The sequence below is a fragment of the Streptomyces venezuelae ATCC 10712 genome, assembly GCF_008639165.1.
GTDB classification, from domain to species: Bacteria; Actinomycetota; Actinomycetes; order Streptomycetales; family Streptomycetaceae; genus Streptomyces; species Streptomyces venezuelae.
This window is the reverse complement of record NZ_CP029197.1, coordinates 172171-184780: the sequence shown is the minus strand read 5'-3', so window position 1 is coordinate 184780 and position 12610 is coordinate 172171. Positions and strand designations below refer to the sequence as shown.

Genomic DNA, 12610 nt, shown 5'->3' with positions numbered 1-12610 from the left:
ACGGGCGTCCCGGCCGTCGTACGGGAGGAGGGACCACGTGAAATCCGCGGGTACGACGGCGGCCACAGGTGCGGCAGTCACGGAATCCGGGCACGTCGTGCCGCGCGGGCTGACCGCGCTGCTGACGACGGCCATGGCCTTCTCGATGATGCAGCTCTTCCTCCTCGGGGCCCTCGGGCCGCGCCTCGTGGACGGTCTCGGCGTGTCCGAGACGCTGCTCGGACTGACGACCACGGTCGGGTTCGGCACGGCCGCCGTGCTCTCGCCGACCGGGGGCCGGATCGTGGACCGGGTCGGCCCCCGACGAGCGCTCGTCGCCCTGCTCGCCGTCTCCGGGACGGCACTCGGACTGATCGGCGCGGCTCCGGGGCCCGCCCTGCTCCTCGCGGCGGTGGCGCTGGGCGGTCTCCCGCAGGCGCTCGCCAACCCGGCGACGAACAAGGCGATCCTCGCGGCCGTCCCGGCTCCGCGCCGGGGCGCGGTCACGGGCGCCAAGCAGTCCGGCGTCCAGCTCGGCGCCTTCGCGGCCGGGCTGCCGCTCGCGGCGGCGGCCGGCCTGCTCGGCTGGAGGGGCGCGGTAGGGGTGGCCGCCGTGGCCGCGTTCGCCGCCGCCCTGTGGGCCTGGCGGGCGCTGCCGGCCGACCCGCCGCCCAAGGCCGGCGCTGTGCTCCGTACGCCGCCCGCGTCCGACAGCCCCGTGCCGTGGCTCGCCGGCTTCTCGCTCTTCCTCGGTGCGGGCATCGCCTCCGTCAACACGTACCTGGCGCTGTTCGGAGCCCAACGGCTCGGCATGGGGCCGACGACGGCGGGAGCGCTCGTCGCGGTCCTCGGCGTCGCCGGAATCGCCGGCCGGATCGGCTGGTCCCGCGCCGCCGCGCCGGGCCGGGCGCCCTGGTTCCCCGCGCTGCTGGCGGCCGGAGCCGTCGGATCGGCCGTGGTCCTCGCCGTGGCCGTCCGGGTCGAGCCGCTGGTGTGGGTGGGCGCCGTCGCGGTGGGCGTGTTCGCGGTGTCCGGCAACGCGGTGTCGATGGTGCTCGTGATGCAGCGCTCGGCGCCGGGGCGGGCCGGGCAGGACTCGGCGCTGGTCGCGGCCGGGTTCTTCGCCGGATTCGCCGTGGGGCCGCCGCTCTTCGGACTGCTGGCCGAGCGCGGCCGGTACGGCGACGGCTGGGCCCTGGTCGCCGGCGAGTTCCTCGTCGCGGGGGCCGTCGCCCTCCTCTGGGCGGTCAGGGACCGCCGTACGGGACGGGGCGGGACGACGTGACCGGCACGAAGGGCTGGGCCGAGGAGGCGCTGGGTCTTCTCCTTCGGCGCGTGGCGGAGACCGCCGGGCAGGTGGGCGCGCGCTTCCCCCTGTACGCCGACGCGGCCGAGGGCCGCTGGACGACCACGGGGCGAGGGTCGTGGACCGGCGGCTTCTGGGCCGGCCTGCTCTGGCTGCGCGCCCGGCACACGGGCCGGGTCAGGGACCGCTCGGCGGCCGCCGCCGTCACGGCCCGCCTCGCACCGTGGGCCGAGGCCGACACCGCGACCCGCGGCCTGATCCTCTGGTACGGGACCGCCCTTGCCCCCGAGGACGACCCGGCGGCCGCTGCCCTGCGCGAGCGCGCGGCGAAGGCCGTGCTCGGCGCCCACGACCCGACGCTCGGTCTCGTTCCGTGGGGTGCGGCGCTGGGCGGGCCCCGGCTGCGGGCCCGCGCGGACGGCGTCCCCGGGCTCGTACCCCTCCTGGCGTCCGCCGGGTCGGCGGGACGGGTGGCGGCCGCGGAACATCTGCACCGGCACCTCGACCTGTGCGTGGACGGCGGGGACGGCGGGCGGCCCGGCCCGGCCTGGCGCCGCGACACGACAGGCGGGTGCTGGACGGCGGATCCCGACCCCGGTCCCGGCTGGACCCGGGGCGAGTCATGGCTGCTGCTGGCAGTCGCGGACGGCCTGCTCCGGGCGGACCGTGACACCGCGTGGCGTACGGACCGCCTGGCGAGCACCGTCGAACTCCTCCTCGCACAGGGGGAGTTCCTCGCCGGGCCCCTCGTCCCGCCCGCCGAGGCCGGCGAGTCCGAAGGCCCCCTCGACACCTCCGCCGCCGCCATCGCGGCCGTCGCCCTGCTGAAGCTCGCGGGCATCCCGGGGGCCGCGTGGGCGACGGCATGCGCGGACCGGGCGGAGGCCGTCCTGCACCGGCTCGTGGACGCCCACGTCACCCGGCCCGGTGGCCGCCTGCCGGGCGGCATGCTCCTGGACGGCTGCTACGACGCGAAGACCGGTACGGCCGTCCGCCACGAACTGGTCTGGGGAGACTTCTTCCTGGCCCTCGGCCTGGCCGCCCTCCTCGGCCGCGTCGACCTCACACGGGTGTGACGGCCGGTCCCCGCTGGAGGCCCCGCAGCACGCGCCGGGCCACGGAGGAGACGTGCTGCTCGTCGGGCCCGTCGAGGATCCGCGCCGCCCGTCCCGTGCGGAACAGCGCGGGCAGCGGGGTGTCCGGGCCGAGTCCCGCCGCGCCGAAGACCTGGACGGCGCGGTCGGCGACGTCCTGGAGTGTGCGGGCGGCGGCCGTCTTCGCCAGACCCACCTCCACATGGGCGTCGCGCCCCTCCGCGACCAGCGCCATCGCCTCGTACACCAGCGAGCGGGTGCCGCGGAGCGCCAACAGCGCCTCGAACACGTGCTGTTGGACGAGCTGCCGGTCCCCGAGTGCGCCGCGTGCCCCCTGCCGCTCCACGGCGCGTCGGCAGAGGAGGTCGAAGGCCCGCTGGGCCTGGCCCAGCCAGCGCAGCGCCCGCAGAGTGCGGCCGAGTTGGAGCCGTTCGCCCGCGATCACGAGGGCCTGGCCGGGCTCGCCGACGAGATGGTCGTCGTCGACGTGCACGTGGTCGAACTCGATCTCGTACTGGCCGGTGGCACCCAGGATGGGCAGCTCGCGGACGACCCGGAAACCGGGGGAGTCGGTGGGCACGAGGAGCAGGGACAGTCCGTCCCGGTCCCCTACGGTGCCGCTCGTCCTGGCCAGTACGGTCACCAGGTCCGCCTCCCCGGCATTCGAGACGAACCACTTGCGTCCCGTGATCGTCCAGCCGCCTCCGGCCCGCCGCTCCGCCCGGGTGGCGGTGAGGAGCGGCTCGGTGCCGGGGGCATCCGGCTCCGTCATCGCGTAACAAGTGCGGAGGTCACCGGAGACCAGGCGGCGGAGATACTCCGCGCGTACCCGCGAGGAGCCGTGCCGCGAGAGCATGGTCACGTCCAGCAGAGATGCCGACCCCAGGGCGGCCGGTCCGTGGTCGCTGGCGCCCTCGGCCTCGGCGATCGACGCGTACGCCCTCAACGAGACCCCGCCGCCGCCCAGGTCGGCCGGCAACGGCAGCGCCCACAGCCCCGTGCCGCAGGCCTCCTCACGCAGTCGCTTCCGCAGCTCCGTGGCGTTCGGTCCGCCCGCGTCGAGCTGCGCCTCGCGCGGGAACACCTGGTCCCGGACGAACGCGGAAACGCGCGACCGCAGCTCGTCGAGGCCGGCGTCGGGCACCGGCTCGCCAAGGGGTACGTCATGATCCGTCACTGTTTCCTCCGTCTTGGGAACTCGACAGAACACGCGTCCGACTGCCTGCCCGTGGAAGTGGTCGGGCGTACCGGCCCGTCAGTTCCCGCGATCGTGACAGTCCCGTGCGCCGGCCATCGCCGCGCGAAGTGAGGAGAGCCATGGCGTCACCAGCGACCACGCACCACGCGGTCCGCCGCCCGCTCGGCGTTCCGCGTCCGCTCGACGCCCTGCGTTTCGACATCGGCGGGCCCACGGCCCTCACGAGGGCCGTCGCCGACCACCTGAGCCGTCTCGGTGGCCGGGTGAGGAACGCGGAAGCCGGGGAGATCGCCCTGGACGGCGCCGGGTTCACGCAGGTGACGGCCTGCGCCGCCTGGGGCGCCCCCGGCTCCGGTGTCGAGGACGAGACCACCGCGCAGGCCGCGACCGGAGTGATGGCCGTGCACGGCCGACGCCACGGAGCCCCGCGCGGAATCGGCGTCGACTACCTGGCCACCGCCACCGGCGTGCTCGCCGTCCAGGGACTCCTCGCCGCGCTCGTCGCCCAGGCACGCGGCGGCTCAGGGCCGCGGCACGTGGACGTCACGACCGACCGGGCCGGACTCCTCGCCGTCTCGCAGTACCTGGCCGCATCGGGCGCCGACGAGCCCGAATCCGTCGACCTCGCCCCCGGAGGACCACCGTTCACGTCGTCCGACGGTGTCGTCTTCGAGCTGGAGACGCTCGATCCCGGAGCCTGGGCGGACTTCTGGCGAGCCCTCGGCGCGCCGGCGAATGCCATACGGGCGGGCTGGCGGCCCTTCCAGTTCCGGTACGCGACGGCCTGCGCGAACATCCCGACGGCCCTGCACACCGTGACCCGGACGCATCCCCTCGAACGGATCCGGCAGGCGGCCCGGGACGCCGGAGCCGAGGTGTGCCCGCTGCACACGCTGGCGGAGCGCGCGAAGGAGGACGACGGCGCCGACCCCTGGTCCCTGCGGCTCCTCCGGCCGGGTGCTCCCGCGACCATGCCACCGACGTCGCAGGCCCGGCCCCTGGAGGGGATCACCGTCCTCGAGGCCGGCCGCCGGATCCAAGCACCGCTCGCCGCACACCTGTTGGGCATTCTCGGCGCCCGGATCGTCCGCGTCGAGCCGCCGGGCGGCGACCCGCTGCGGGGCATGCCGCCCGCCTGTGACGGCGTGTCCGCCCGCTGGCTCGCCCTCAACCGGGGCAAGGAAGCCGTGGAGATCGACATCAAGTCACCCGGTGACCGTCGGCGGTTGCGCGAACTCACCGCCGACGCAGACGTGTTCCTGCACAACTGGGCCCCGGGCAAGGCGGCCGAGCTCGAACTCGACGCCGAACACCTGGCCGCCGTCAACCCCTCGCTCGTCTACGCCTACACGGGCGGCTGGGCGGACCGGATCGCCGACGCCCCCATGGGCACGGACTTCATGGTGCAGGCCCGTACGGGCGTCGGCGAGGCCGTCCACCCCGCCGGCGAGGCGCCCGCGCCCTCCCTCATGACCCTGCTGGACGTCCTCGGCGGTCTGCACGGGACCGAGGCCGTGCTGGCCGGCCTGCTCCTGCGCGAGCGCACCGGTCACGGCGTGCGGGTCGACTCCTCGCTCCTCGGCGCGGCCGACACCCTGCTCGCCCCGGTCCTGGACCGGGTCCGACGCGGGCACGACCCCCGGCCGCCGACCGGGTTCCGGCACCCGGTCCGTACCTCCGACGGCTGGATCGCGCCGAGCGACTCCTGCGCGGCGGCCGCCACCGCGTACGACCTGAGAGGCATGTGCACCGAGGACGCCCTGCACCTACTGCGCTCCCACGGCCTGACCGCGACCGCCGTCACCACCGACCTGTCCGACCTTCAGCACGACCCGCGCCTGTCCGGCTCGATCAGCCGGGACGCGCACGGTGCCCCCGCCGTTCCCGACCCCTGGAGCTTCGCGTGACCGTCACCCTCCCCGACCTGCTGCCCGCCGAACTCCGCCGCTCATGGGCGGTGGACGGCACGTGCCCGGACCTCGACCTCTACAGCCTGTTCCGGGCCCGGCAGATCGCCGATCTGCACCGGACGGCGATCCTCGACGCCAAGGGAAAACTCTGTTACACGGCTCTCGACCGCAAGGTCAGAAGTCTGGCCGGGGGCCTGCGCCGGCTGGGTGTCGGGCCGGGGGACGTCGTCGCCGTCCAGCTTCCCAACCACCGCAACGCCGTCATCGCCGACCTCGCCGTCGCCGCCCTCGGCGCCGTCGCCCTGCCCTTCCCGGTCGGGCGTGGGGCGGTGGAGGCGGAGTGCCTGCTGCGCAGGGCCGAGGCCGTCGCCGTCATCGCTGCCACCGAGCACCGGGGACAGACGCACGCCGCCGATCTCGTCCCGCTCCTGCCCGCGCTGCCGGCCCTCCGGCGCGTGGTCTCCGCCGGACCGGGGACCGCGCCCGCAGGAACGGTTCCGCTCAGAGACCTCCTGCGCACCGACCCCACCGGTTTCGTCGCGGCCCGCCCCGACCCCGACAGCGCCGCCCGCATCCTCGTCTCCTCCGGCTCGGAGGCGGAGCCGAAGATGATCGCGTACTCCCACAACGCCCTCGCCGGCGGACGGGGCAACTTCCTCGCCTCCCTCATGCCCGACGACACCCCGCCCCGGTGCCTCTTCCTCGTTCCGCTCGCCTCGGCCTTCGGCTCGAACGGCACGGCCGTCACCCTCGCCCGGCACGGAGGGTCCCTCGTCCTGCTCGACCACTTCACCCCCGAGGCCGCCCTGGAGGCGATGCGCGAGCACGAGCCGACCCACGTCCTCGGCGTACCGACCATGATCCGGATGATGCTGGAGCAGATGGAACGGACCGGCGAGCACGTGCCGGCCCCGACCGCGCTCGTCCTCGGCGGCGCCCCGCTCGACGAGGCCACCGCCACCGCCGCCGCGGACGCCTTCGGATGTTCCGTCGTCAACCTGTACGGATCGGCCGACGGCGTCAACTGCCACACCGGCCTGGACCACAAGGTCCCGCCGACCGACCGCTCCGGAGTCGTCGCGGGACGTCCCGACCCGCGCGTCGCGGAGATCCGCGTCGCCGACCCCGAGAGCCACGAACCACTGCCCGAAGGGCAGATCGGCGAGATCGTGTCGCGCGGCCCCATGACCCCTCTCTGCTACGTCGCCTCTCCCGCACTCGACGCCCGCTACCGCACCCCCGAGGGCTGGGTCCGCACCGGCGACCTCGGCTATCTCGACGGGAACGGCGTCCTGCACGTCGTCGGCCGCCTCAAGGACGTCGTCATACGCGGCGGCGTCAACATCAGCCCGGCCGAGGTGGAGCGCGCACTGGCCGGCCACCCGGCCGTGCATGACGTCGTCTGCGTGGGCGTCCCGGACCCGCTGATGGGAGAGCGCCTGGCGGCCTGCGTGGTGGCCAGGGGCGGGGAGCGGCCGACCCTCGACGACCTGGGCACGTACCTCACCGCTCACGGTGTGGACCGGTACAAGCACCCGGAGCACGTGGTGATCCTGGACGCGATACCGCTCACGGCCGCGGGCAAGCCGGACCGTGCCGCGCTCCGGCACCGGGCCGACGAAGAGCGGCACGCCACCGAACCCGCCCGGGCATGAGCCGGGGGAGGGGCACGCCGACGCGCGCCCCTCCCCCCGCCTCACACGGGTCAGGCCTTGCCCATGGCCTTCTTCAGCTCGGCAGCGGCATTCCGGTACACGGCGAGCAGGTCCAGGTCCTCGCCGGGGTAGTTCACGATCTCCACCTGCTTCGCGCCCGCGTCGGGCAGCACCGTGCCCGTGGTCATGTGGGCGTTGTCGAGGACGAAGGCGGGCTTCTTCGCGGACAGTTCGGCGAGCTTGGCCGGGGTCACCGGCTCGGGCCCGTACGTGCCCACCGTCGTCGCGCCCGCGAGGCCGGCCGCCCACCCGGTGAAGACCTGACTGACGACGGACGGGCTCTTTCCGCCCGGCCACGCGGCCCTGAGTTCGCCGTTCAGGGTGGCGATCTCGCCGTCGAGCCGCTTGGTGAACCGTGCGGCGGAGTCCTTCGTAGCGAACAGGCCACCCAGGCGCGTGACTTCGGCACGCGCCTTCGCCGGGTCGTTGTCGAGGTTCACCTCGACCAGCTTCGCCTTGGACCCGGCCGCCTCCTTGATCTTCGCCGCGTACGGCTCGAACGGCGCGTACAGCACGAAGTCGGCCTTCGCCACGGCGGCCAGGTCGGAGGGCTTCGGGTCGTAGTCGGGGGCGTGGTGGACCGACTGCGGCACGATCACCGTGACGTCCTCGGCCCCGGCGGCCTTGGCGAAGGCCCCTTCCCAGGTGGTCGTGACGACGACCACCGGCTTCGTCCCGGCTCCCTTGGGGGCGTCGGCCCCAGGCGTGTCCTCGCTCCCGCAACCGGCGAGGAGCGGAAGCGCCGCGGTCAGTGCGACGAGGGAAGAGATGCGGGCGGTACGGACGCGGGTGCGCGCCATGAGCTGTTTCTCCGTTCGGGGACGAGGTGCGCGGCGAGGACGACGGCCCCCGCTGTGAGGACGAGGACCGGGCCCGGAGGCCAGTCCAGCCAGAGGGCCAGAAGGAAGCCGGTGAGGTTGACGGCGATGCCGATGCCGACCGCCCACAGGGTGATCGACCACAGGGAGCGGCCGAGCCGCCGCGCGGCGAGCGCGGGGAGCAGGGTGAGCGCGTCGACGAGCAGGGCGCCGGTCAGTTTGATCGCACCGGCGACGGCCACCGCGACGAGCACGAGGAGCGCGGTGGTGAGCAGACGGACCGGCACGCCCGAACACTCGGCGAGCTCCCGGTCGTACAGGAGCAGGGCGACGTCCCGCCGCTTCCACCAGAACAGGGACGGGACGACCACGGCGAGGACACCGAGGACGACGAGGTCGGCGGTGCCGACGGAAAGGATCGAGCCCCACAGCAGGGCGAAGGCGCCGGCGGCGTTGACGCCGGAGACGGCCAGGACGAGCAGCGCGGCGGCGATCGCCAGGCTCATCAACAGGCCCATCGCACCCGACAGTCCGCCGGGGGCACGGGCCATCGGCGCGACGCCCGCCGCGGACAGCGCGCATGCCGCCAGCGCGCACAGCATCGGATCGAGACCGGTCAGCAGCCCGACCGCTATGCCGAGGAGCGCCACGTGCATCATCGCGAACCGCACCGGCATGATGTCGAGCCCGACGATGATCACGCCGATCACCGGCAGCCCGACGGCCGACAGGAGCAGGGCGATCCCCGCCCGCTGCACGGGCACGAGCTGGAGTACGGCTCCGAGGTCGGCCGCCGCGAGCGTACTCACCGGACCTCCCTGAGCCGGCCGGCGGCCATCTCGAGGACCCGGTCGCAGCGTTCGGCGAGCGCCCGGTCGTGCGTGACGACGACGAGCGTCACCGGCAGCCCGGTCAGCACGTCGGCGGCCTCCTCCTGCCCCGCGAAGTCGAGGGCGGCGGTCGGCTCGTCGGCGAGCAGCACCTGCGCACCGGCCGCGACGCAGCCGATGGCCCGAGCCAGGTACATGCGCTGCAACTGTCCGCCGGACAGCGTGTCCACGGGGCGCCCCGTCAGCCCGCCGACGCCCAGCCGGCCGGCGGCCGCGGCCGCGTCGGCCGGGGCGCCGCTGCTCGCCAGGAGCTCGTCCCCGCGCAGCGGAAACCGGCCGGCGGCCGGCTTCTGCGGGATCCAGGCGCAGGACCGCCGCCGCCACGCCCATTCGGCGGCCGTCCGGGCGGGCCGCCCGCCGACCTCGATGGTGCCGCCGACCTGCCGGTGGAGCCCGAGCAGCGCGCGCAGCAGCGTCGTCTTCCCGGACCCGTTCGTCCCGGTCAGCGCCACGCGTTCGCCGGCCGCGATCTCCAGGTCGACATCGGCGACCGCCTCGTTGCGGCCGTGCCGGCAGGCCACTCCCCGCATCCGTATGTCCAGCCCGCCCATTCCGTGCCTCTCCCCGCCGCTGTGCCCGTGCGGTGGAGGAGTCGGACGGGCGGGGCGTCGGGTTCCCGGCGGTTCGACGGCAGCCGTCGGGGAGTGGTCAGCAGCCGTCAGCAGCCGTCGGGGCCCGGAGGTTGCCGGCGGCCGTCACGCGAGGGCGCCGTGCCGAGGAAGCGGATGTGGGGGCGGTCGTCGGGTCCGGGGCGGGAGACGGAGGCGCGGACGCCGTAGACCTCCGCGACGAGCTGTTCCGTGAGGACATCCGCGACGGGCCCGGTGGCCACCACCCGTCCCTCGTGCAGGACCACCACGTGGTCGCAGTACATCGCCGCCAGGTTGAGGTCGTGCAGTGCCATGACGCAGGTGAGCCGCAGGCTCGATATCAGGGTCAGGAGGTCCAGTTGGTGCTGGATGTCGAGGTGGTTCGTTGGCTCGTCGAGGAGGAGCTCGCGTGGTTCCTGGGCGAGGGCGCGGGCGATCTGGACCCGCTGGCGTTCGCCGCCGGAGAGGGTGCGCCAGGTGCGGTGGGCGCGGTCGGTCAGTCCGGTGCGGGCGAGAGCGGACCGGACGGCCTCCTCGTCGGCGGCCGTCGCCGGTGACCAGGCCCGGCGGTGCGGGACGCGGCCGAGCCGTACGGCGTCGGCGACGGTGAGGTCGACCTGGGTGTCGGCGTGCTGCTCGACGACGGCGAGTCGCCGTCCGAGTGCGCGGCGCGGGACGCCGCTCAGCGGGTCGCCGTCCAAGGTCACGACCCCGGTGTCCGGCGCGAGGACACCGGCCAGCATCCGCAGGAGGGTGGATTTCCCCGAACCGTTCGGGCCCAGAAGGCCGGTGAGCGTGCCGGGGCGCGGCGCGATGGTCACGCCGTCCAGGACGAGGGCGCCGCCCAGGGTGCGGGAGACGCGCTCGGTTCGCAGCCCCGTCCGGCTGCCGAGGTGTGTCGTCGGGTCGGTCATAGCGTGCTCCTGGTGCGGTACAGGACGAGGACGAACGCGGGGACGCCGACGAGCGACGTCACCACGCCCACCGGCACTTCCTGCGGGTCGAGCACGGTACGGGCCAGGGTGTCGGCCCACACCAGGAAGACCGCACCGGCCAGTGCGGTCAGGGGCAGCAGGCGGGTGTGACCGGGGCCCGCGAGGGCCCGGATCGCGTGCGGCAGCACCAGGCCGACGAAGCCGATCGCGCCGGCGGAGGAGACCAGGACGGCGGTCAGCAGGGCGGTGACCGAGAGGAGGACGAGGCGGGTGCGCGCCACGGAGACGCCGAGCGTCGCCGCCGCGTCCTCGCCGAACGCGAAGGCGTCCAGCGTACGGGCGTGTCCGCCGCAGACCGCGAGGCCCACGGCGAGGACGGCGGCGCAGACCCCCACGTCCGTCCACCCCGCCCCGGCGAGAGAGCCGAGCAGCCAGAAGAGGATGCCCCGGGTGGTCTCGGCGTCGGCGGCGGTCATCACCACGAAGGAGGTGAGGGCGGAGAAGAGCTGCATCGCCGCCACCCCGGCCAGGACGACACGGTCGGTCGACCCGCCCAGGGTGTGGCTGAGGACCAGGACCAGGGCGAAGGAACAGAGCGCCCCGAGGAAGGCGCCCCCGGTGACGGACAGCAGGCCCCCGCCCGCGCCGAGGACCACGACGGCGACCGCTCCCGTCGAGGCGCCGGAGGAGACGCCGAGGACGAACGGGTCGGCGAGCGGGTTGCGCAGCAGGGACTGCAGGACCGCGCCGCAGACCGCGAGTCCGGCTCCGCACACGGCCGCGAGGAGGGTCCGGGGCAGCCGCAGGTTCCAGACGATGCCGTCACGGATCGCGCTCAGGCCGGACGGGTCCCCGCCGAGGTGGGAGGCCACCACGGACCAGGAGTCCGAGACGCGGATGTCGGCCGGGCCGATGGTGAGGGCGAGGGCGATCGACACACCCAGCAGGACGAGCCCGCCCGCCACGGCGACCGGCGTGAGCGCCCGGGAGGAGCGGACGGCGACTCGCGCGGAAGGACCCACCGCGGACGGGCGGTCGGCAGCGCTCCGGTCCGCCGTTTCGTTTCCCGGAAGGGTCACTTCGCCAGACCGTACGTCTTCAGGGCGGCGGCGACCTTCTCGATGCCCTCGACGGTGCGGATGGTCGGGTTCATGGCCTGTCCGCTGAGGATCACGTACCGCTTGTGCTTCACCGCCGTCATGTTCCGGGTGACGGGGTGGGACTCCAGGAACTCGATCTTCTTCGCGGCGCTCTCGGCCGACTGGGCCTTGCGGGTCAGATCGGCGATGACCAGCACGTCGGGATCGCGGTCGGCGACGGTCTCCCAGTTGATCTGCGGCCACTCCTCCTTCGTGTCGTCGAAGACGTTCTTCACACCGAGCGCCCCGCTGACGATGCCGGGCGCGCCGCAGCAGCCGGCCATGTACGGACCCTGGGAGTCGGAGAACCAGTAGAGGACGGACGCCTCGCCGAAGTCGGCGGCGGCCTTGGCCCTCTCGACCCGGGCGCGGAGTTCGCCGACCAGCTTCTCGCCGCGTTCCGGAACGCCGAAGATCCGGGCCAGGTCGCGGACTTCGCCGTACACGGTGTCCATGGTCAGCGGCCGGGCGCGCACCCCGTCGCCGTCGCCGCTGTTGTCCTTGCCGACGCAGTCGGTGGGGGAGAGGTAGGTGGGCACGCCCAGCTTCGTGAACTGCTCGCGCGGCGCCACACCGCCCTTGCCCAGGGTGTAGAGGAAGGAGGCGCTGACGAAGTCCGGCTCGGTGTCGAGCACTTTCTCGAACGACGGATAACGGTCCGCGAGCCGGGGCACCTTGGAGTTGGCCTGCTCCAGGCCCTTGAGCACGGGGTCCGTCCAGGTGGCGGTGCCCACCATGCGGTCGGCGAGCCCCAGCGAGAGCAGGATCTCGGCCGAGCCCTGGTCGAGGGCGACGGCACGGCGAGGCGCGTGGTCGACCTCGACCCGCTGCCCGCAGTTGTCCGCGACGACGGTGCGGCCGGAGTCCGGCCCCGGCGCCCCGGACGACGGCGTCGTACCGCCGGCGCCACAGCCGGCCAGGAGAACGACACCGGCCACGAGCAGCACGGCGGAACGGACGGGAGGTGCGAAGGGCACGGGGGAGTCCTCTGCGTCACGGCTCATGCGCGGAGCCTGTCGTACGGTGCCTCCCGGGC

At 74.4% G+C, this 12610-nt stretch carries 11 protein-coding genes; 4 read left to right on the top strand and 7 right to left on the bottom strand.

From position 1 onward, the window contains the following. Positions 1-37: 37 nt before the first annotated feature. Together DEJ43_RS00830 and DEJ43_RS00825 are read left to right on the top strand one after the other, a co-directional pair. The gene (locus DEJ43_RS00830) at positions 38-1264 is read left to right on the top strand and encodes an MFS transporter (protein ID WP_015031382.1); all 1227 of its coding nucleotides are present in this window, start codon (positions 38-40) and stop codon (positions 1262-1264) included. Further along, a complete protein-coding gene (locus DEJ43_RS00825) occupies positions 1261-2361 on the top strand; it encodes a hypothetical protein (RefSeq protein ID WP_015031381.1) in 1101 nt (366 codons plus the stop codon). The genes DEJ43_RS00830 and DEJ43_RS00825 overlap by 4 nt, the downstream gene beginning before the upstream one ends. Here the strand turns inward: DEJ43_RS00825 and DEJ43_RS00820 are convergent. Continuing rightward, on the bottom strand, positions 2348-3556 hold the full coding sequence (locus DEJ43_RS00820; RefSeq protein WP_015031380.1) for an acyl-CoA dehydrogenase family protein: 1209 nt from the start codon (positions 3554-3556) through the stop codon (positions 2348-2350). The two genes, DEJ43_RS00825 and DEJ43_RS00820, sit on opposite strands and share 14 nt — an antisense overlap. Positions 3557-3696: 140 nt before the next feature. Here DEJ43_RS00820 and DEJ43_RS00815 point away from each other — a divergent pair, with 140 nt between their 5' ends. Together DEJ43_RS00815 and DEJ43_RS00810 are read left to right on the top strand one after the other, a co-directional pair. Then, positions 3697-5484, top strand: coding sequence for a CoA transferase (locus DEJ43_RS00815; protein ID WP_015031379.1), 1788 nt, complete (start codon positions 3697-3699; stop codon positions 5482-5484). Next, the gene (locus DEJ43_RS00810) at positions 5481-7142 is read left to right on the top strand and encodes a class I adenylate-forming enzyme family protein (protein WP_015031378.1); all 1662 of its coding nucleotides are present in this window, start codon (positions 5481-5483) and stop codon (positions 7140-7142) included. The genes DEJ43_RS00815 and DEJ43_RS00810 overlap by 4 nt, the downstream gene beginning before the upstream one ends. 50 nt (positions 7143-7192) lie before the next feature. Here DEJ43_RS00810 and DEJ43_RS00805 read toward each other — a convergent pair whose 3' ends face one another. The 6 genes from DEJ43_RS00805 to DEJ43_RS00780 all read right to left on the bottom strand — a co-directional run bounded on the left by DEJ43_RS00805 (position 7193) and on the right by DEJ43_RS00780 (position 12578). Further along, positions 7193-8002 carry a metal ABC transporter solute-binding protein, Zn/Mn family gene (locus DEJ43_RS00805; protein ID WP_041661928.1) on the bottom strand — a complete coding sequence of 270 codons (810 nt, stop codon included), beginning with the start codon at positions 8000-8002 and terminating at the stop codon, positions 7193-7195. Beyond that, entirely contained in the window at positions 7951-8829 is an 879-nt protein-coding gene (locus DEJ43_RS00800) for a metal ABC transporter permease (protein WP_015031376.1), read from the bottom strand. The genes DEJ43_RS00805 and DEJ43_RS00800 overlap by 52 nt, the downstream gene beginning before the upstream one ends. Beyond that, positions 8826-9461, bottom strand: a complete 636-nt coding sequence (locus DEJ43_RS00795; RefSeq protein WP_015031375.1) for an ABC transporter ATP-binding protein — start codon at positions 9459-9461, stop codon at positions 8826-8828. Before DEJ43_RS00795 ends, DEJ43_RS00800 begins: the two co-directional genes overlap by 4 nt. Positions 9462-9568: 107 nt before the next feature. Further along, on the bottom strand, positions 9569-10414 hold the full coding sequence (locus DEJ43_RS00790) for an ABC transporter ATP-binding protein (RefSeq protein WP_015031374.1): 846 nt from the start codon (positions 10412-10414) through the stop codon (positions 9569-9571). Continuing rightward, entirely contained in the window at positions 10411-11514 is a 1104-nt protein-coding gene (locus tag DEJ43_RS00785) for a FecCD family ABC transporter permease (protein WP_015031373.1), read from the bottom strand. The genes DEJ43_RS00790 and DEJ43_RS00785 overlap by 4 nt, the downstream gene beginning before the upstream one ends. Beyond that, positions 11511-12578 carry an ABC transporter substrate-binding protein gene (locus DEJ43_RS00780; protein WP_015031372.1) on the bottom strand — a complete coding sequence of 356 codons (1068 nt, stop codon included), beginning with the start codon at positions 12576-12578 and terminating at the stop codon, positions 11511-11513. The genes DEJ43_RS00785 and DEJ43_RS00780 overlap by 4 nt, the downstream gene beginning before the upstream one ends. Positions 12579-12610 lie beyond the last annotated feature (32 nt).

Coding starts and splice junctions, on each gene's coding strand:
- DEJ43_RS00805 (WP_041661928.1), bottom strand. CDS start 8,002: ATGGCGCGCACCCGCGTCCGTACCGCCCGCATCTCTTCCCTCGTCGCA.
- DEJ43_RS00815 (WP_015031379.1), top strand. CDS start 3,697: ATGGCGTCACCAGCGACCACGCACCACGCGGTCCGCCGCCCGCTCGGC.
- DEJ43_RS00790 (WP_015031374.1), bottom strand. CDS start 10,414: ATGACCGACCCGACGACACACCTCGGCAGCCGGACGGGGCTGCGAACC.
- DEJ43_RS00780 (WP_015031372.1), bottom strand. CDS start 12,578: ATGAGCCGTGACGCAGAGGACTCCCCCGTGCCCTTCGCACCTCCCGTC.
- DEJ43_RS00795 (WP_015031375.1), bottom strand. CDS start 9,461: ATGGGCGGGCTGGACATACGGATGCGGGGAGTGGCCTGCCGGCACGGC.